The sequence below is a fragment of the Hyphomonas johnsonii MHS-2 genome (genome assembly GCF_000685275.1).
GTDB lineage: Bacteria > Pseudomonadota > Alphaproteobacteria > Caulobacterales > Hyphomonadaceae > Hyphomonas > Hyphomonas johnsonii.
In genome coordinates, this window is the sequence record NZ_ARYK01000001.1 from 327155 (window position 1) to 346324 (window position 19170).

18 protein-coding genes are annotated in these 19170 nt (G+C 64.5%); 7 read left to right on the forward strand and 11 right to left on the reverse strand.

Translation table 11 applies throughout. The annotated features are described in order from the left end of the window. Positions 1-165: 165 nt before the first annotated feature. The 4 genes from HJO_RS01685 to HJO_RS01700 form a co-directional block, all read right to left on the reverse strand. The gene (locus tag HJO_RS01685; protein ID WP_084141312.1) at positions 166-867 is read right to left on the reverse strand and encodes a M23 family metallopeptidase; all 702 of its coding nucleotides are present in this window, start codon (positions 865-867) and stop codon (positions 166-168) included. Between the two features lie 39 nt (positions 868-906). Further along, on the reverse strand, positions 907-3489 hold the full coding sequence (topA, locus tag HJO_RS01690) for a type I DNA topoisomerase (RefSeq protein ID WP_035612931.1): 2583 nt from the start codon (positions 3487-3489) through the stop codon (positions 907-909). Between the two features lie 67 nt (positions 3490-3556). Continuing rightward, positions 3557-4681, reverse strand: a complete 1125-nt coding sequence (gene lptG / locus HJO_RS01695; RefSeq protein ID WP_241764649.1) for an LPS export ABC transporter permease LptG — start codon at positions 4679-4681, stop codon at positions 3557-3559. Further along, positions 4678-5817 (reverse strand): LptF/LptG family permease, encoded by a 1140-nt coding sequence (locus HJO_RS01700; protein WP_051617966.1) that lies wholly within the window; start codon positions 5815-5817, stop codon positions 4678-4680. The genes lptG and HJO_RS01700 overlap by 4 nt, the downstream gene beginning before the upstream one ends. Before the next feature lie 121 nt (positions 5818-5938). Here HJO_RS01700 and HJO_RS01705 point away from each other — a divergent pair, with 121 nt between their 5' ends. Next, the gene (locus HJO_RS01705; protein ID WP_035612933.1) at positions 5939-7402 is read left to right on the forward strand and encodes a leucyl aminopeptidase; all 1464 of its coding nucleotides are present in this window, start codon (positions 5939-5941) and stop codon (positions 7400-7402) included. Between the two features lie 114 nt (positions 7403-7516). Next, a complete protein-coding gene (locus HJO_RS17450) occupies positions 7517-9409 on the forward strand; it encodes a tetratricopeptide repeat protein (protein ID WP_051617969.1) in 1893 nt (630 codons plus the stop codon). 88 nt (positions 9410-9497) lie between these two features. On the opposite strand, the gene HJO_RS01715 is transcribed toward HJO_RS17450, so the two are convergent. Beyond that, positions 9498-10022, reverse strand: a complete 525-nt coding sequence (locus HJO_RS01715) for a hypothetical protein (RefSeq protein WP_035612935.1) — start codon at positions 10020-10022, stop codon at positions 9498-9500. Positions 10023-10149: 127 nt separating this feature from the next. On the opposite strand from HJO_RS01715, the gene HJO_RS01720 reads away from it, so the two are divergent. Next, positions 10150-10626 (forward strand): DNA polymerase III subunit chi, encoded by a 477-nt coding sequence (locus tag HJO_RS01720; protein ID WP_035612938.1) that lies wholly within the window; start codon positions 10150-10152, stop codon positions 10624-10626. Next, a complete protein-coding gene (locus HJO_RS17455) occupies positions 10623-11345 on the forward strand; it encodes a CPBP family intramembrane glutamic endopeptidase (RefSeq protein ID WP_051617971.1) in 723 nt (240 codons plus the stop codon). The genes HJO_RS01720 and HJO_RS17455 overlap by 4 nt, the downstream gene beginning before the upstream one ends. Before the next feature lie 41 nt (positions 11346-11386). Here HJO_RS17455 and HJO_RS01730 read toward each other — a convergent pair whose 3' ends face one another. Together HJO_RS01730 and HJO_RS01735 are read right to left on the reverse strand one after the other, a co-directional pair. Further along, positions 11387-12157, reverse strand: coding sequence for a COG4705 family protein (locus HJO_RS01730; protein WP_035612944.1), 771 nt, complete (start codon positions 12155-12157; stop codon positions 11387-11389). Between the two features lie 181 nt (positions 12158-12338). Further along, the gene (locus HJO_RS01735; protein WP_035612945.1) at positions 12339-12674 is read right to left on the reverse strand and encodes a zinc ribbon domain-containing protein YjdM; all 336 of its coding nucleotides are present in this window, start codon (positions 12672-12674) and stop codon (positions 12339-12341) included. Positions 12675-12820: 146 nt separating this feature from the next. On the opposite strand from HJO_RS01735, the gene ndk reads away from it, so the two are divergent. Then, positions 12821-13243 (forward strand): nucleoside-diphosphate kinase, encoded by a 423-nt coding sequence (gene ndk, locus HJO_RS01740; RefSeq protein ID WP_035612947.1) that lies wholly within the window; start codon positions 12821-12823, stop codon positions 13241-13243. A gap of 448 nt (positions 13244-13691) precedes the next feature. Here ndk and HJO_RS01745 read toward each other — a convergent pair whose 3' ends face one another. The 4 genes from HJO_RS01745 to purM all read right to left on the reverse strand — a co-directional run bounded on the left by HJO_RS01745 (position 13692) and on the right by purM (position 17307). After that, positions 13692-14126, reverse strand: coding sequence for a GNAT family N-acetyltransferase (locus tag HJO_RS01745; RefSeq protein ID WP_035612949.1), 435 nt, complete (start codon positions 14124-14126; stop codon positions 13692-13694). 229 nt (positions 14127-14355) lie between these two features. Further along, positions 14356-15600, reverse strand: coding sequence for a mechanosensitive ion channel family protein (locus HJO_RS01750; RefSeq protein WP_035612950.1), 1245 nt, complete (start codon positions 15598-15600; stop codon positions 14356-14358). 91 nt (positions 15601-15691) lie between these two features. Next, positions 15692-16282 (reverse strand): phosphoribosylglycinamide formyltransferase, encoded by a 591-nt coding sequence (purN, locus tag HJO_RS01755; protein ID WP_035612951.1) that lies wholly within the window; start codon positions 16280-16282, stop codon positions 15692-15694. Beyond that, a complete protein-coding gene (gene purM, locus HJO_RS01760; RefSeq protein WP_035612953.1) occupies positions 16279-17307 on the reverse strand; it encodes a phosphoribosylformylglycinamidine cyclo-ligase in 1029 nt (342 codons plus the stop codon). The genes purN and purM overlap by 4 nt, the downstream gene beginning before the upstream one ends. 107 nt (positions 17308-17414) lie before the next feature. Here purM and HJO_RS01765 point away from each other — a divergent pair, with 107 nt between their 5' ends. Together HJO_RS01765 and HJO_RS01770 are read left to right on the forward strand one after the other, a co-directional pair. Beyond that, positions 17415-18437 (forward strand): hypothetical protein, encoded by a 1023-nt coding sequence (locus HJO_RS01765; protein WP_035612955.1) that lies wholly within the window; start codon positions 17415-17417, stop codon positions 18435-18437. Continuing rightward, complete coding sequence (locus tag HJO_RS01770) at positions 18434-19159, forward strand: P-loop NTPase family protein (RefSeq protein WP_035612957.1); 726 nt, start codon at positions 18434-18436, stop codon at positions 19157-19159. Before HJO_RS01765 ends, HJO_RS01770 begins: the two co-directional genes overlap by 4 nt. The last annotated feature ends 11 nt before the right edge of the window (positions 19160-19170 follow it).

Genomic DNA, 19170 nt, shown 5'->3' on the forward strand with positions numbered 1-19170 from the left:
ATTCTTGGGCGAAATGCTCGTGGATAGTTCAGGTGGAGGTTGCAACTCCGCCTGCCCCCCCTCTAGCTCCCCCCTTTCAGGGGGGAGAACAGTCCGCAGCGTGTGGAAAGATCGGTGACCTGGGAAAGGGGCTCCTCCCCCTGCAAGGGGGAGGCCGGGTGGGGGTCAATCCCCAGGTTCGGTCCTATCCGCCCCCGGCAATCCCAGCACATCCACGGGCGTCAGGGCGAACGAGCCTGCCTGTTCGCCCCACTCACCCGTCAGGATCTCGTAGTGGAGGTGGCGGGGGATGAGGCTGGCGGCGGTGTTGCCCATCACGCCGATCGTCTCGCCTGACAGCACGCTGTCGCCGGCGGCGAGGTTGGGCATGCTGGCAAGATGGGCGTAGCGGGTGAAGACGCCGTTTTCGTGGGCGATGACCAGCATGTTGCCGAAATCATCCCGGAAGGCGGCCTCGCGCACCGTGCCGTCGGCAGCGGCGTAGATGCTGACGGGATCGGGATTGTAGAGGTCGAGGCCGGTATGCACCTGGCCGTTGCGGGCGCCAAAGCCCGAGGAAAGGCAGGCCGTTTCGACCGGCGCGCGGGCGAGGGTGACGCCGTTCAGCGTGGCGCTCGCCGTGTAGCCGAGAATGTGCAGGCCAGCATCGGCGGGCGGCGCGTTGGCGACGGCGAGCGTCGGGCAGAGCGACAGCGTGACCGGGAAGGCATGGATTTGCGGCAGGGCCGGCTGCGGGACGGGCAGCGCCTCGACCGTTTCGTCAGCCAGCGGCGACAGCGGGGCGGGGCCGGGCCGTAGCGCGAAGATGCCGACCACGCACGTAGCGAGCAAGGCGTAGGGCGCGAACTGGCGTGGCGACGGGGCCATTGCGAGGGACGCCTTCCGGGCCTTGCGGCCCGGACCGGGTCAGTCCTCTGTCTTCGCGGCGGGCTTTTTCTTGGCCGCCGGTTTCTTCTTGGCAGGGGCTTTCTTCTTCGCCGGTGCCTTTTTCTTGGCGGGGGCCTTTTCCGCGCGGGCGTTCACGAGTTCGACAGCCTGTTCCAGCGTGATCGTCTCGGGCGCCATCTCTTTCGGGATCGTGGCGTTGATCTTGCCGTGCTTCACATAGGGCCCGTAGCGCCCGGCGAAGACCTGGATCGGTTCGCCGTCCGGGTGGTTGCCGAGTTCCTTCAGCGCAGTGGCACCGCCACGTCCGCGGCCCGGATTGGCCTTCTTGTCCTCGATCAGCGCTACGGCGCGGTTGAGGCCGATGGCGAAGACGTCGGCAGGGTCTTTCAGGTTCGCATAGGTCTTGCCGTGCTGGACGTAGGGCCCGAAGCGGCCAAAGTTTGCGTAGATCGGCTCGTTGTCTTCCGGGTGCTTGCCGACTTCGCGGGGCAGCATCAGGAGTTCGACGGCGCGTTCCAGCGTCAGGTCCTGCGGCTTTTCCTTTTCGGCCTTGGTGAGGGAGGCGCGCTTGGGCTTCTCGCCATTGGCCATCTCGACATAGGGGCCGAAGCGGCCGGTCTTGAGATAGATCATCTCGCCGGTATCGGGGTGGATGCCGATCTCGTTGCCGTCCGGGTTGATCGCGGTGGCATCGCCATCGGCGCTGAACTGGCGGGTGAACTTGCAGTCCGGGTGGCGCGAGCAACCGACAAAGGCGCCGAACCGGCCAAGCTTCATGGACAACTCGCCCTCCTTGCAGAGCGGGCAGAGGCGCGGGTTCTCGATCTTGTTGCCGTCAGCGTCGATGCGCGGGAAGACATAGGCGCCGAGCGTCTCGTTGAGGGCGTCGAGCACGGCGGAGACGCGCAGTTCCTTGGTGCCGTCAATGTCGGCGGCGAACTGTTTCCAGAACTCGTGCAGGAAGGCTTTCCAGTCGAGCTTGCCGTCGGAGATGACGTCGAGCTTTTCTTCGAGGCCAGCGGTGAAATCGTATTCCACGTAGCGGGCGAAGAAGTTCTCGAGGAAGGCGGTGACCAGGCGGCCCTTGTCTTCAGGCACCAGCGCCTTGCCGTCGATGCGGACATAGCCGCGGTCTTCGAGGGTCGACATGGTGGACGCATAGGTCGAGGGGCGGCCGATGCCGAGTTCCTCGAGGCGCTTGACGAGCGAGGCCTCGGTGTAGCGCGGCGGCGGCGCGGTGAAGGACTGGTTGGCGACGGCCTTCAGCAGGTCGGCATGCTGGCCTTGCTCCATCTTGGGCAGGCGGCCTTCTGTGTCGTCGTCATCGTCGCCGGCGTCGTGGCCTTCGGTGTAGAGCTTGATGAAGCCGTCAAACACGAGGACCTGGCCGGAGGCGCGCAGCAGGGCGCGCTGGTCCTTGGACTTGAGGTCGATCGTGGTGCGCTCGAACAGGGCGGTTTCCATCTGGCTGGCCACCGCGCGGCGCCAGATCAGGGTGTAGAGTTTCTTCAGGTCGCCGTCGCCGTGATAGTCTTCCGGGCGGATGTTGAAGTCTGTCGGGCGGACGGCCTCGTGGGCCTCCTGCGCGTTCTTGGCCTTGGACGAATAGCGGCGCGTGTTTTCCGGCAGGTAGCGGGCACCATAGTTCGACTGGATCATGGCGCGGGCGGCGGCATAGGCCTCTTCGGCCATGTTGACGCCGTCGGTCCGCATGTAGGTGATGCGGCCTTCCTCGTAGAGCTTCTGGGCGGCCTGCATGGTGCGCTTGGCGCCGAAGCCGAGCTTGCGTGAGGCTTCCTGCTGCAGCGTGGAGGTGATGAAGGGCGGCGGCGGGTTGCGCTTGACGGGCTTGGCCTCGACGCTGGAGACGACATAGCCGCCGGCCTGAACGATTTCGAGCGCCTTGTCGGCGTCGCCCTTGTTGCCGAGGGTGAATTTCTTCAGCGTGTCGCCGTCGAGCGCGAAGAGGCGGGCCTCGAAGTCGCTGCCGTCGGGCGCGCGCAGTGTCGCGGCGATGTTCCAGTATTCCTGCGGGCGGAAGAGTTCGATCTCGTTCTCGCGGTCACAGACGATGCGCAGGGCAACCGACTGGACGCGGCCGGCCGAGCGGCTGCCGGGCAGCTTGCGCCAGAGGACGGGCGAGAGGTTGAAGCCGACAAGGTAGTCCAGCGCGCGACGGGCGAGATAGGCGTCGACCAGCTCCTGGTCGATCTGGCGCGGGTTTTCCATCGCCGAGGTGACGGCATTCTTGGTGATCGCGTTGAAGACAACGCGCTCGACATGAATGTCCTTCTTGAGGGCGCGGCGCTTCTTCAGGGCCTCGACGAGGTGCCAGGAAATGGCTTCCCCTTCGCGATCCGGGTCGGTCGCGAGGATGAGGGTGTCGGAGTCCTTCAGGGCGTTGACGATGTCGGTGATCCGCTTGGCAGACTTGGCGTCAGCCTCCCAGAGCATCTCGAAATCATTGTCCGGGTCGACCGAACCGTTCTTCGACGGCAGGTCGCGGATGTGTCCGTAGGAGGCCAGAACCTTGTAGTCCTTGCCGAGGTATTTGTTGATCGTTTTGGCCTTTGCGGGCGACTCGACGACGACAAGTTTCATGTGGGCACCTCTTCAAGGGCGGGAGTGATGGGGTGCGTGAGTGCTGCCTGTCAAGGCCGTAACTGGATCACCCGTCTTCGCGGTAGGCCAGCCAGGTGAGGGTGCAGAAGAGCACAAACAAGGGCGGGCTCCATGCCGCAACCACGGCTGGCGCAGCGCCAGTGGCCCCCAGACTGGAGGAGAACTGGGTGAAGAAATACAGGCCCACCGCCATCAGAGAGCCAATCGCCAGCAGGCGCGATGTGCCGCCGAGGCGCGACAGGCGCAGGCAAACGATGGCGCCGATCAGGCCCATGGCGATGAACAAAGCCGGGGTGGCCATCAGGCTGTTCCAGCGCATCTTGTAGCGCGAGGCGTCGAGGCCGGCCGACTGCGTCTGGCGGACAAAGCGCGGCAGGTTCCAGAAGCCGATCGTGTTGGGCGAGGCGAACCTGTCGAGCAGGGTGACGGCATCCAGCGAGGTCGGGATGGCGAGGTTCTGCTTTCGCTCCGGCGGCAGGTTGGGCACGTTCTCGACCACGTTCTCGAGCTGCCAGAAGCCGTTGCGCAGGTAGGCCCGGTCGGCATCTATGCGGCGCACGAAGGTGAAATCATTGGTCGGGCGGTTGCCGGCGAACAGGCGTTCCTCCTCGATCATCTTGACGTCGACCAGCACGATGCCGCCGTCTTCGACGCGCCGGGCGTGGATCACGATCTGGCTGGTATCGTCGCCCTGGCGCAGCCAGACGCCGGTATCGGACACTGCCATCGCCTCGCGGCCGTCATTCAGCAGCCGGGCGCGTTCGAGTTCGAATGATTCGGTCAGCTTCGCCGCGAACGGGTTGAGGATGGTGGTGGTGAACAGGCCGAGCACGAGGCCGAGCACGATGACCGGCGCCAGGAAGCGCCAGGCCGATATGCCGCTTGCCCGGATGATCGACAGTTCGGACCGCCGGTTGAGCCGGGTGAAGGCGAGCATGGACGAGACCAGGATGGCGAAGGGCAGCGTCTGCTCAATGATCTGGGGCATTTTCATCAGCGACAGGCGCAGGGCCCCGAGCAGGCTGAGCTTGACGTCGCCGCCGACCGTACGGAGCTGTTCGACGACGTCGATCATCAGGATGGCAAGCAGCAGCACGCCAAGCACAAGGACGAGGCCGGCAATGCATTCGCGCAGGATGTAGCGCTGGATCCGGTTGAAGGTCGGCATCATGCCGGCGCCCTGCCATTGGTGAACCGGTCAATCAGTGGTCGCACAGTGCTCCCGAGATGGCGGCCCCGGCGGAAATAGACGACACTGAGGCCGCCAATGACGCCGAGCGGCAGCAGCCATTGCGCGAGGTTGAGTGAGGGATTGCCGGCCGAGGCCGATTGCAGCGCCAGTTGCACGATCAGGACGACGATGGCCCCGGCCGACGCGACAGCGATCCGCTTGGAATAGCCCTTGCGGCTGAAATCGCCGCCGAGCACGGCAAACACCGCGATCATGGCCATGACGATGTTGAGCAGCGGTGTGGTCAGGCGGGAATTGGCTTCGGCCAGCAGGTTGTCGGCGTCCTTGGCCTCGAAATAGTTCGATCGGTCGACGAAGAAGAGCTCGTAGAGATATTTGTCGGACGCCTTGAGGACGAGGTCTGAGTCCTCCTTCATGAAGTCGCTGAGGTCGAACATGTACTGGTCGAACTCCAGGATCGAGAGCTGCTGGTTGTCGTCGAGCTGCTGGCTGATGGCGTCGCGCAGGAGCAGCGTGGGCCGGCCCTCGACCTCGACCAGCGCCGCGCTGCGGGCGAGGATGTCGGTGGGGAATTCGGGGTCCGTCATGTCGGAAATCAGGACGCCGCGCAGTTCGCCGCCGACCTGTTCGCGGGCATAGAAGGTCAGCCGGTCGCCGTTCGAGGTGAACTGGCCAGGCCGGATCAGGGCTGCGGCGAGGTCGGCGCGGGCGACCGAGACGGTTTCGCGCATGGCGCGCTGGGCTGCGGGCTGGACCCAGAGGTTGACCGCCAGGTGCGCCAGAGCGGCGAGAACGGCCAGCCGCATGATGGGCGAGGCAATCTGCCACGGCGTCATGCCGGCAGCCTGGGCGACGACGATTTCGCTGTCCTTGTGGATGCGATTGAGGGCCCAGACGCCCGCCACGAACAGGGCGAGCGGCGTCAGCAGGGCGATGATCTGGGGCGCGCCGAGCATGACGATATAGAAATAAGTCAATGCGGACTGGCGATTCTCGAGGATCAGGTCGGTTCGTGCCAGGCCCTGGGCCAGCAGTGCCAGCATGGCAAGCCCGCCGACGATAATCACCACCGCACGCAGGACTTCATAGAAAAGGTATGTCTGGACTTTGTTCATGCGATCAATTGGATGACAGAATCCCGGCTGGTACAGTGAATACAGGGCATTTTTTTCTTAGCTAACGAGTTGCGCTGCGCGCGTCGACGTTTAGTTTCCGTCACAAATGGAGAAACCACACATGAAAATCACATTCGCCGACGCCGCCCAGGCTGACATCGTTGCATTCATCGTCGATGAAGGCGACGGCCTTCCGGCGGCAGCGTCAGCCCTGGACGCGGCCTCGGGCGGACTTTTGTCGGAAGCGCTGACCGGCGCGCGCTTTGACGGCAAGAAGGACCAGCAGGCGCTGGTCGTGCTGCCGAAAAGCGCCGATGCCCGGCGCGCCGTGCTGGTTGGCGGCGGCAAGCCGAAGAAGCGCGATGCACGGATCCTCGAGGCGATTGGTGCGAATCTCGTCAAGTCGCATGGCAAGAGCGGGTTCAAGTCGCTCGCTGTCCATGCAGGCAGCGCCGAGGATGCCGCGCGGATCGCATTGGGCGCGAAGCTCGCTGCCTATCGGTTCGATACGTATTTCACCAAGCTGAAGCCGGACCAGAAGCCGAGCCTGACATCGCTGACGCTGGTGGTTGACGATGCGAAGGCCGCCAAAGCCGCCTTCGTGCCGCTGGACGCCGGCGCGGAAGGCACGAACCTGGCGCGGACGCTGGTGAACCTGCCGCCGAACGACCTGTACCCCGCCAGCTTTGCCGGGCGCCTGAAGGACCTGTCGGAATTCGGCGTCGAGGTGGAAATTCTCGGCGAGACCGAAATGAAGAAGCTGGGCATGGGCGCGCTGCTGGGCGTCGGCCAGGGCTCGCGCAAGGAAAGCCAGCTCGGCATCATGAAGTGGAATGGCGGCAAGGAAGGCGAGGATCCGGTGATCCTGGTCGGCAAGGGTGTCTGCTTCGACACGGGCGGCATCTCGCTGAAGCCGGGACCGGGCATGGAAGACATGCGCGGTGACATGGGCGGCGCGGCGGCGGTGACCGGCACGATCCGGGCACTGGCGGCGCGCAAGGCGAAGGTCAACGTCGTGGGCCTGGTCGGCCTCGTCGAGAACATGCCTGACGGCGACGCGATCCGCCCGGGTGACATTCTCACCTCGGCCAGCGGCCAGACCATCGAAGTGCAGAACACGGACGCCGAAGGGCGCCTCGTGCTGTGCGACGTGCTGTGGTACGCGCAGGAGCATTTCAAGCCGAAGGCGATTGTCGACCTGGCAACCCTGACTGGCGCCATCGTGATTGCGCTGGGCCACCATCATGCCGGCTTGTTCACGGGCAGCGACGACCTGGCCGACGAACTGACCAAGGCGGGCATGGTCGAGGGCGAGCGCGTGTGGCGCCTGCCGCTGGCACCGGAATATGACAGCCTGCTGAAGTCAAAGTTTGCCGACATGCGCAATATTGGCGGCCGGGCGGCCGGTTCGATCACGGCGGCGCAGTTCCTGAAGCGCTTCGTCAAGGACGGCGTGAAATGGGCGCACCTGGATATTGCCGGCGTGGCATGGGTCGAGGGCGACAAGGCGGCGTTCGACGTGACCTGGGCGTCCGGCTTCGGCCCGCGCCTGCTGAGTCGCTGGATCGCCGAAAACTACGAATAGACACACCGGCCGCACTGTTCTCCCAGACGCTTGTCGGCGGCACGCTGTCAATCTTGCCGCCCGATCCGAATTCGTCTTCGATATCGGAGGCCGTCAACGTGTGGGGGATTGACCATGTATCTGTTTCGGGTTCGCAGCCTTGTGCTGGCTTTGGTGTGCATGGCGCTTGCGCCAGTGCCCTTGGCTTTTGCCAAATCGACGGATGAAACCGTCGATGCCGACACGCAGGCTTGCATGCAGGCGAACGACAATGTGGCCTGCGAAGCCGTCTACGACTACCTGCGCGAAAAGATCGATGATGCGAAGGGCAAGGCGGGCCAGGCGCTGTTGCCCGAGCTGAGGCGCGTGGCGGAAACAGGATGCGCCGCGGGCAATGGCTGGCTGTGCAACACGATCGGGTATGCCCACGGACAGGGCGAGGACGGTTGGGCGCAGGACAGGGCGCAGTCGCTCGATTACTACCTCAAGGCCTGCGAGACCGGGTACGGGATCGGCTGCGGCAATGCCGGTGTGGCATTTGAACTGGGCAGGGCCGTCGCCGAGGACCAGGCTGAAGCCGAACGGCTTTACAGGAAGGGGTGTGGGTTCGGCTCTATGGGGTCGTGCCAGTACCTGGCAAGCTGGCTGCTTGACGACCGGGTGTATGCGGAGCCGGCGGCGACCGAGACGATTGCGGAGATGAAGGCGAACTGCGCAGACATGGCGCTGAACGGACCGTCCTGCGTTGCCCTGGGCGTGGCCTATTTCCGCGGCTCTGCCGGGGTCTCGGCAAACGAGAACGAGGCGGGCAGGTACTGGAGCAAGGCATGCCGGGAAATCCGCTACGCGCCGGCATGCTATTATGTCGGACTGAAGGTTCTGCGTGATGATACGATTGAAGACAAAACGGCGCCGATCATCATTGCCGGTGTCCAATCGGTGATGGCGGCGTGCCGGTTCGGTCTGACTGAAGCCTGCGAGTATGCCGCGCCGGCATTGGTGGAAAGCGCCTTCAATTACCAGCAGTCGATGACCGATGCGCGCTACCAGATTTGCGTTCAGAAACCCAATCTCGAAGACTGCGCGTTTGCCGGGAACGCCTATGCAACGGCGACCTTCCTGAGCCGGGACAGCCCGACCGGCGTGTATCGCGACTTTGGCAAGGCGGCGCTGGCCTGGCTGACCGCGTGCCGCACATTCGATTCGCATTGTGTCGATGCGGCCGACATGCACCTGAAGAAGCTGGATTTCGCCCTGCCGGCGCCCAACCTGGCCATCGGCATTCTTGAGACGGCATGCGGCAAAGGCAACCAGGAGGCATGTGCGCGGCATGACAGTCTCGTGGATGAGACCGGCGGTGTGAATGGCAGCTATATCGACCCGATGGTCAGTGACGACGAACGGTTCATTCTGGCGAAGTTCGACATCGAGGCCGGCAATGTGGATCGTGGACGTGAAACGCTGCAATCGTTGGCGAGTTTGGGCCATACGGACGCCCAGCTGGAGTTGGCGTTGCTGTACGAAGCCGGCTTGTCGGTGGCGCCGTTGGTCGACGGGCGTTCAACATACATTCCGCTGTTCGATCGTGACGAGATGAAATGGGAATTGTTCGAACGCGTCGCCGCCAAGGGTGTTCCGGATGCTGCCATGCGGGTCGCCGTGCACGCGTATGAGGAAAACGACCACGAAGGGGGCGACAGCTACGAGAACGCAATTGCGCGCGCACTGTCGCTTGGCGCGGAGGGATCGGAAGAATTTTATCGCGCCGTCATTGCGCAGGACAAGGCGCGGATGGACGCCCGCCACGAGGCGCTGGTCGCCCTCAACCGCCGCAATGTAGAGGCGCGCGACAAAATGGATCGCGAGACCGTCCAGCGCGCGTGGGACCAGTATGCGCAACGCCAGAAGGAAGCCGAGGAGCGGGCTGGTGGCCGGGTTTGCGGCACCGTCTATGGCCAGGGCAATTCGACCTATCGCACGTGCATGACGCGAGACCATGCCGCGAAATATTATCGTGGCAATTTCTGACGACCGGAACGCCTGCGCCGCCTGAAGGGGGGTGCTCCCCTGCCTGCTGCACGATGGTGGCGCAGGCGGCGGGAGGGGGCGAAGGGTTTCATCGCCCGGTGGATGTGGCGTCCTGCCGGGGTGGCGCCTCGCTCCTGGCTGCGCGATCCGCCTCAAGGCGCAATTTCTCGACAAACGCCATGTAGTCGACCGGAAATGTCCCGCGGCGCCGGGTGCGTTCCCATTCCCTGTTGAAGAGCGGGACCTTCAGGTGCACCAGAATTGTCTTGTTGTGCGGGTCGATCGTGCGGTCGTCCGACAGGTGGTCACGCCACAGGAAATAGCTGCTGGCATGCGCCTGCATCATCAGGCTGAAAAACCATACGAGCCGCTGGACAATGGCCTCGTCGGCCGGAACCTGGCCTCTGACCAGTCGCATATAGTGGAGCGAGAGATCGGGATCCTGCGTCATGATTTCCATCGCGGAATAGAACTTTCCCAGCGTTCGTTCCGTCATGTCGGCCCGGGCGATCTTGATCGACTGTCTCTGCTGGAACCAGATCGCGACGAGCGAGCCGAGGATACCGGCGGCCGCAATGGTCTGGCCAATATAGTAGATGGTTTCCAAGGACATTGTCTCATTCCCCCCGCTGAATGCAGCCACCTTATCATCGTAACGGCCGGGTCCAAAAAGCCCACGACTGCAGGCCGGCGCATCACGGCCATTGATAAGGACAGGCCTCGCATCCTAGAACACTGGAATGCCTGACGCTGCAACATCCCCCGAATGGTGGTTCTACCATCTGTCCCGCACGACGCTGGAGCAGGCGGCGGCGCCGCTGATGGCGAAGTGCCTGGAGGCGGGCTGGCGGGTGCTGGCGGTTTCTCCGAGTGCGGAACGCCGGGCGGCGCTGGATGCGGCGCTGTGGACCTATGACGACAAGAGCTTCCTGCCGCACGGCCAGGCCGAGGCGCCGGGGCTGGACGCGACGCGCCAGCCGGTGCTGCTGTCTGCCAGGCCGGACAATGTGAACGGGGCGGCGGCGCTGGTGCTGATGGACGGCGTCACCGTGCCGGTGGATGCACCCTACACGCGCTGCATGGTGATGTTCGATGATGGCGACAGCGGCGCGCGAACCAAGGCGCGGGCGCAGTTCAAGGCCGCCAAGGATGCCGGCCTCGTGACGCGCTATTTCCAGCAGACGCCAAAGGGCGGCTGGAGCGAGGCGGGGGGATGAACGTGGCGCTGGGAGACTGGGCCCTGTTGGCATTCCTGGCCGTGTTCGTGCCGGTCTGGGGATGGTTCGATCACCGGTCCTTCCTGCGCCGCGAACGGGCAGCCGACACGGACATTCTCTCAGCGGAATATATCAAGACGATCGGGTTTCACGCCGTGATGGCGGGCAGCGTGCTGGGCACCTGGTTCGTGCTGGGCCGGGACTGGACGCCCCTCGGATTCACGCCGCTGAACCTGTCCGGCCATTTCTGGATCGGCAGCCTGATCGCTGGCGCGCTGTTGATGGGGATGGTGCTGAATTTCCTGGGCGGGATGGTCAGTGGAAAAGGCGATGCAGCGCGCATCAAGGCCTATGCCAAGCTGGCGCCGTTCCTGCCGAAGACCGGGCGACAGCACAGGTGGGGCATGGCCCTGTCGGTCAGCGCGGGCATCGCGGAAGAGATTGCCTATCGCGGGTTCGTCATGTGGTTGCTGGCTTTCTTCATGCCGGTCTATGCCGTGATTGCGGTGCAGGCCATTATATTCGGCCTGGCCCATGCCTATCAGGGCTGGGGCGGGGCGGTGGGCACGGCGATCCTCGGCGCGGTCATCGGCGTGGTCTATTGGGCGACGGGGTCTCTGTTCCTGCCGATCATGCTGCACATGCTGGTCGATGCGATGTCGCTGAGCGTCGCCTATTTCACCTTCCGCCGGCAAGCCGGCCGCGAGGCGGGCGTGTGATCATGCGGGGGCGATGCCCGGATAAGGTCTGATGCCGGCGCCTAGCCGCTGCCGGTCGACTTGACGTCTTCGGACGCAGGGCGTTGCGGGAAGATCATCACGCAGCCGACGATAATGGCGAGCAGGACCAACGAGGCGATCGGCCGGCTGAGGGCGAGGCCGCCATGGTCGAGGGGCTTGTCGAGGAAGTCGCCGACCGTGGCGCCGAGTGGACGGGTCAGGATGAAGGCTGCCCAGAACAGCAGGGCGTGCGAGATGGCGGTGCGGTAGTAGAGCAGCGCGACTACGGCCAGCATGGCACCGAACAGGCCCGCGCCGCCGAGATAACCGAGCGGCGTTTCGTCGGCGATCCAGTCGCCGAGCGCGGTGCCGAGCGTCTGCGAGACGGTAATCGTGGCCCAGTAGAACATCTCGACACGCGGTGTCTTCACCGATTCAACCGAGATCGAGCCTTCCGACCGGTTCCAGAGCCAGAGGACCGCCAGCACGCCGGCGAGCAGCAGCACGGACCCACCGGCATATCCGATGCCGATGGAGCGGGTGGCGAAGTCTGCCATTGTCGTGCCGGCCGTGGTGGAGGCGATGATGGTGGCCCAGTAGAGCGCCGGGCGGAACCGGTCGGCAGCGATCTGCAAGGCCACGAGGGCGATCAGGATGGCGAGGAAGATACCGGTACTGACGTGGTAGCCGAGGTTGAGGGACATCGAGACGGTGTCACCGCCGGTTTCGCCAAGCGTGGTGGCAAAGATCTTGATGATCCAGAAGCCCAGCGTGACGGCGGGCACCTTGGCGGCGTGGGATGAGAGGGTCATGGCAAGGCGCGCTCGCGGCGACGGCACATTTGATGGTTGCGGCAGTGTCGTGTCCGCGAGGCACGGGGGCCGCGGCCTTGCGGCACGGGGCGAGCGTCTCTGCGCGGACCTTCGCAGAAGTCGCAGGCGCGGCAAATGAATTCTTGTTGACCTTCCAAGGCGTTCGGGCGCGCCGGGGCGTCTAGGCCTTCTTCACGAACTCCGATTTCAGGCCCATCGCACCGATGCCGTCGATCTTGCAGTCGATATCGTGGTCGCCGTCGGTGAGGCGGATATTCTTCACCTTGGTGCCGCGCTTGACGACGAGGGAGCTGCCCTTGACCTTGAGGTCCTTGATCACGGTGACGGTGTCACCATCGGCCAGCGGGTTGCCATTGGAATCCTTGATCACCTTTTCCCCGGCGTCGGCAGGTTCACCTGCGGCCCATTCATGGGCGCATTCGGGGCAGACCAGCATGGGGCCGTCCTCATAGGTGAATTCCGACTGGCATTTGGGGCAGGGCGGCAGGGCGGTCATGGCGAGGGTCCTCAGCTTGCAGTGATCTCCGCCCGTAAGCCGCTTGCGGCGGGCTGGCAAGCGCAGCGCTGGATGCTTGCCCCGGCGGGCGCGCCCCGCTATAGGCCCGGCCAGCATCCCCTTTCCATGACAACAGGAACCATCCCATGGCCGTCCAGCGTACATTTTCCATCATCAAGCCTGACGCGACCCAGCGTAACCTGACCGGCGCGATCAATGCCGTGATCGAGAAGGCCGGCCTGCGCATCGTTGCCCAGCGCCGCATCCAGATGAGCCAGGCCCAGGCCGAAAAATTCTACGGCGTGCATTCCGAGCGTCCGTTCTTTGGCGAACTGGTGGAATTCATGACCTCGGCGCCGGTTGTCGTTCAGGTCCTGGAAGGCGAAGACGCCGTTGCGAAATACCGCGACGTGATGGGCGCGACCAACCCGGCCGACGCTGCCGACGGTACGATCCGCAAACTGTTCGCGCTGTCGATCGGCGAGAATTCGGTGCACGGGTCTGATTCCGTCGAGAACGCGGCGATGGAAATCGCGCAATTCTTCACGGACGACCAGATCGTCGGCTAAGGCCGCGCGGCCTTTCGAGGCCGTCCGAGATTCATGAAGGGGCCCGCCGCAAGGTTGGGCCCTTTTTGTTTGGGCGGAAGAGCCGCCTTTTCTCGGCGTGCGCAGCGAGGGCGAGCGTCCTGTCGGCGCCGAGCCTGGTGCATTCTGTCCCCGGCCCCGGGCGGCCCAGCACGAAAAGCCGGACGGGCGGGATGCCCTCCGATTTTGCGTGATTAAGGCGAGCGGGGGAAACGGGGCCGCTGGCAGTGTGTTGGTATTGGGTAGGCTGGTTGCGACCCTGCCTCTCCCGCTTGCCGCCACCCGGATGATCAATGGGGGCCGGGCAGCAGGCGCAGTATGGCATGGCGCAGTGTCCGGTCGGACACGCAATGCTGAATGCCGTGTGCGGACGGGACAATGGCCGGGGAGACGAAGGGGGCGCCCCTGCGAAAGCGGCGCCCCCCGGTTGTCAACCTGGGTCAGGCGTGAAGGCCAGTGTGAGCATGTCCTGCCCGGAGGCTTCGTGGACGTACTCCTTGACCTGCGTGAAGCCGTACCGGTCATAGAAGGCGCGGCCGATGGCATTGGCCTTGAACACGTCAAGTGTCACGGCGCCTTTCCTGGCCACGGCGAAATCCATCATGGCGCGGCCGTGGCCTTTCCCGTGATGGTCCGGATGCAGGAAGATGGCTCCGACCTCTGCGCCTACCAGCGCGATGAAGCCGATGGGCATGGCATTGTCTTCCAGCACCCAGATGTCAGCGAATGCGGGATAGACGTTTCTCACATTCTCTTCTTCCATCTCCAGGAACGGAATGGACAGAAATGAATGTGCGCGTGCGACTGCAGCACGCCAGATGGACACCACGGCGTCAGTGTCGTGGTCGGCATAGGGTCTGATCATTGTCAGAGACCCCTTTCATGTCTTGCGGTCCGGCCAGTGCCGGACGCGTATTGTCGGGAATTTTCGGATCAAGTCGAAGGGCTCAACGTGCCGGGCACGGAGAGGCTGATCTTCTGCAACTTGCTTTTGGCCGCACCATGCGGGCCAACATTATCGGGACATAAAATCTCCGGCTCGATACGGCATGGCATACGGTATCGCGGGCTTTTCAACAAGATGTTTCCCGGCTTCAGCCGGCGAGTCTCGCGAAGTCGCCGCCCGTCGGGTTCTGGAACACGCGCAGGTCGAACTCGTGGGCGACCGCCAGAAGATGGTCGAAAATGTCGGCCTGGATGGCTTCGTATTCGATCCAGTTGGTCGTGGTGGTGAAGACGTAGATCTCGATCGGCAGGCCGTGCTCGGTCGGCTCCAGCTGGCGGACCAGGAAGGTGAGCGTGTCGCTGATCTTCGGGTGGGCGCGCAGGTAGGCTTCGACATAGGCCCGAAACGTGCCGATATTCGTCAGGTGGCGGCCATTGACGCGCAGGGACGTATCGACGCCGGCATCGGCATTGTACTTTGCCAGTTCGGCTGTCTTGGCGGCGATATAGTCGGCGATGTACTGGACCTGCGAGAAGCGGGTCAGCATGTCGTCGTCGCAAAACTTGACCGAGCCGAGATCGATGTGGATGGCCCGCTTGATGCGGCGCCCGCCGGTTTCCTGCATGCCGCGCCAGTTCTTGAAGCTGTCATTGATCAGCGCCTGGGTGGGGATGGTGGTGATCGTCTTGTCGAAATTGCGGATCTTCACCGTGGTCAGGCCGATCTCCATGACATCGCCATCGACCGAGTATTGCGGCATCTCGATCCAGTCGCCCACCGAGACCATCTTGTTGACCGACAGCTGGATGCCAGCGACGAAACCGAGGATCGGGTCCTTGAATACCAGCATCAGCACGGCGGTCATGGCGCCCATGCCGGCCAGGAAGGTCAGCGGAGATTCGCCGAGCAGGAGGGACAGGGTGGCCACCGCGCCGAACATGTAGAGCAGCAGTTTGCCAACCTGGACGAAGCTGGTGATCGGGAATGTGCGCGAGATCGGCTTGGTCCGGTAGATGACCAGGCCGGCGCTCATCAAGGCGTCGAGAAACAGCACGATCATCAGCGTGAGGTAGACAAGGCTCAGCGTCTCGATGGCATCGGCGACGGCCGGAAACTCCACGAACACGGCCGGTCCCATCAGGCTGATCACCGCGGCCGGCGCGACGTGGGACAGGTGGGAGAAGACTTTCATCCGGACGAGCAGGTCGTCGGTGCGGGATTTTGACCGTGTAATGACCCGTGCGAGCCCGGCGACGACCACGACGCGCATGACGAGATAGGACAGGCTGGCCAGCGCCAGCATGACGAGTACGGCGGCCGCAGATGTCAGGCCCAGGGTCCATGAGTCCGACAGGCCGAGGCGTTCAATCAGGGGGGAAATCTCGTCAAGCATGTGGGGGCCTTTTCAGTGATCGGTCGTCGCTGGCGTGTTTGACAATTTTCGCGCCGGGACGGAACCCCTGCCTGCACCCGGTGTGCGCAGGTCAGTCGGCTTGCGCGATGCGGGTGCACGCCCTGGCCAGCGCTTCGGGATAGAGTGCATGCTCCAGCGGCAGGAGGCGGGCGGCGAGCGTGTCGGCAGTGTCGCCGGGCAGGATGGGCAGGCTGGCCTGCTGGATGATCTCGCCGTCATCGACGCCGGGGCTGACCCAGTGGACGGTTGCGCCGACTTCCGTCTCGCCCGCGTCGAGGGCACGCTGGTGGGTGTCGAGGCCCTTGTATTTGGGCAGCAGCGAAGGGTGGATGTTGATCATCCGGCCCTGCCATTTTTCCACGAACCAGGGCGTCAGCACGCGCATGAAACCGGCCAGGGCGATAATCTGCGTGCCGGCGCCCACGAGGGCGGTGTCCATGGCGCGCTCGAAGGCTTCGCGGTCCTTGCCGAAGGGCTTGTGGTCGACGGCGACGGCCTGCACGCCGGCCGCGAGCGCGGTTTCGAGACCGAGGGCATCGGGGCGGTTGGACAGGACGAGGACGGGCCTGGCCGGATAGTCCGGTGCGGCGGCGGCCTTGAGCAGCGCGGCCATGTTCGAGCCGCGGCCGGAAATCAGGATTGCGAGGTTCAGGCGCTTCATTTCGCGGCGAGATGGCCGACGAGGACGGGCGTTTCACCCGCCTCTTCGAACTGGGCCATGGCGGCGTCGGCATCGCTGGCGGCGACGGCGAAGACGAGGCCAATCCCCATGTTGAAGGTGCGGTGCATCTCGTCTTCGGTGACGTTGCCGGCCTGTTGCAGCCACTGGAAGACCGGGAGCGGCGTCCAGGCCGTGCGGTCGATGACCGGCTTGAGGTGGCCCGGCACCATGCGCGGCGTGTTCTCGGTGAGGCCGCCGCCGGTGATGTGGGCGAGGCCTTTGACAAGGCCGGAGCGGATCAGCGGCAGTGCGATGGCGGCGTAGAGGCGCGTCGGCGTCAGCAGGGCTTCGCCGAGCGTTGCATGGTCGCTGAAGGGCGAGGGCGAGGCGTAATTCAGGCCTTCGCGCTCGACGATGCGGCGGATCAGGGAATAGCCGTTGGAGTGCGGGCCGGAGGACGCGATGCCGATCAGCACGTCGCCGGCCACCATGTCGTCCATGCGGGGCAGGACCTTGTCGCGGTCCACGGCGCCGACGACGAAGCCGGCGAGATCGTAATGGCCGGGCGGGTACATGCCGGGCATTTCAGCGGTCTCACCGCCGACAAGGGCGCAGCCGGACTGGCGACAGCCCTCGGCAATGCCGGAGATGACGGCTTCGGCGATGCCGCCTTCGAGCTTGCCGGTGGCGAAATAGTCGAGAAAAAAGAGGGGCTCGGCACCCTGGGCCAGAACGTCATTGGCGCACATGGCAACGAGGTCGATGCCGACCGTGTTGTGGATTTCCGCCTCGAAGGCGAGCATCAGCTTGGTGCCGACACCATCCGTACCGGAGACGAGGATGGGGTCGTCATATCCGGCTTTCTTCAAATCAAACAAGGCGCCAAAGCCGCCGAGGCCGCCCATTACGCCGGCGCGGGCGGTGGCCTTGGCCATCGGGCCGATGGCACCGACAAGCCGCTCGCCTGCCTCAATATCGACACCGGCGTCACGGTAAGAAAGGGAGGATTTCGGCGTTTCTGTCATGATGTCTCGCGCGTTAGCATGGGGAAATCGCCTGATCCAGTGCTGCTTGCGGTTCCAGCCCCGGCATCGGCTTGCTACAAGAAGTCCTGATCTGGAGGTCGTTGACCATGATTCGTTTGCTTTTCGCCTCGCTAATCCTTGTTTTTGCGGCCGTCCTTCCGGCTGCCGCCGATACGCGGGAAGTATACACGATCCGCGATATTTCGGTGGACGAACAGGCGGCGAGCGTGATCGAGGCGCGTGATCGGGCGATGGGGGCCGCGCGGGTCAAGGCCGCCACGGCACTGATCAACAAGATCACGCTGGCGGAAGACCGGGCCTCGGTTGGCGGCGTGCCGATCGACTACGATCTCGCCTCGCGCCTGTCGGCGGCCGTTGACGTGCAGGAAGAAACGGCCGGCGCGGGCCGTTATCGCGGCGTGCTGTCGGTTGTGCTGAACCCGCTGATGGTGCGCGCGCATCTCGACAGCCTCGGCATTCCCTATGTCGATACACAGGGGCCGCTCGGCCTGATGGTGCCGCTGGCGACGAACTACCAGCTGCAGGAAGCCTGGCGCGCGGCGCTTGGCGCCAGCAACATGAACGCCCTGTCGCCCTACATCACGGCGTCCGATCCCGGCTATTCGCAGTTCAGCGACTGGAGCGCCGTGGCGCCCGAAGCGGCCACCGTGAACGCCCGGCGCGGCGTGCTGGCCGAACTCAGCGGACGCGACGGGGCCTACCGGGTCCAGCTGTCGACCGTGACCACCGCTGGCACGGAACTGGTCGGCACGACCTATGCTGCGCCGACGCTCAGCGATGCGGCGGCGGCGGCGGTCGCCTACATGGACGAAAACTGGAAGCAGCGCTCGATCATCCGCACCGACGGCCCGCACACTACGACGAATGCCAGCGTCCGCTATACGTCGCTGGCCGAGTGGAACACGCTGCGCACAGCACTGGCGCGGTCGCCGCTGGTGTCGGATTTCAAGATCACCGCGATTGCCCGCGACGGGGCCCTGGTGACCTTTGCCTATGCCGGTGACGCGCCGCGGCTGCAGAACGACCTGTTGCAGCGCGGTGTATCGCTGGTGCCGGATGCCGACGGCATGGTGCTGACGTCGGCTGTGTCCTCCTCGGGGGTGCAGTGACGAAGCAGATCCCCGAAACAACCGGCGTGTCCAGCCAGCTGCGTTTCGGTTTCCCGGCTGCAAGCCTTGGCTTTGCAGACCTGGTGGTCTCTCCCTCGAATGAAAGCGCCCTGCGGATCGTGCAGCGGCCCGAGAACTGGCCGACGCCGGTGCTGTGCCTTGTCGGCGCCCCGAAATCCGGCCTGTCGACCATCGCGCACGCCTGGGCCCGCAAGTTCGGTGGCGACGTGCTGGAAGCGGCGCGCTTCGCGTCGGCCAAGGCCCGCGATGTCGACGCCCGTGCAGCGGGCTTCACGGCGATTGACGGGGCAGACCGGGTGCCGGCCGGCGACCGGCTGCTGACACTGATCAACCTTGTGACGGCCGGATCGGGCCGCCTGCTGCTGACGGCCAATATTGCCCCGCCACAATGGCAGGCGGCCTCGGCGGACCTGAAATCACGGCTGAACTCGATGCCCGTCGCCGAAATCGACCCGCCTGACGAGGCCATGCTGTGCGGCCGGCTGGAGGCGGCGGCGGCGCGACATTTTCTCAAACTCGAAGAGGATGTCGTCAAATATCTGGTTCCGCGGCTTGATCTCTCCTATGAGGCCATTGAACTGTTCATCGAACGGCTGAGCGACGGCGTGACCGAATTTGGCCGGCCGCCGACCGTGCCGCTGGCAAAAGTGGTGCTGGATGAGATGGACGGCTCGGGCCGGTGGCAGATGCCGCCGCCCTGACGAGTGAGAGG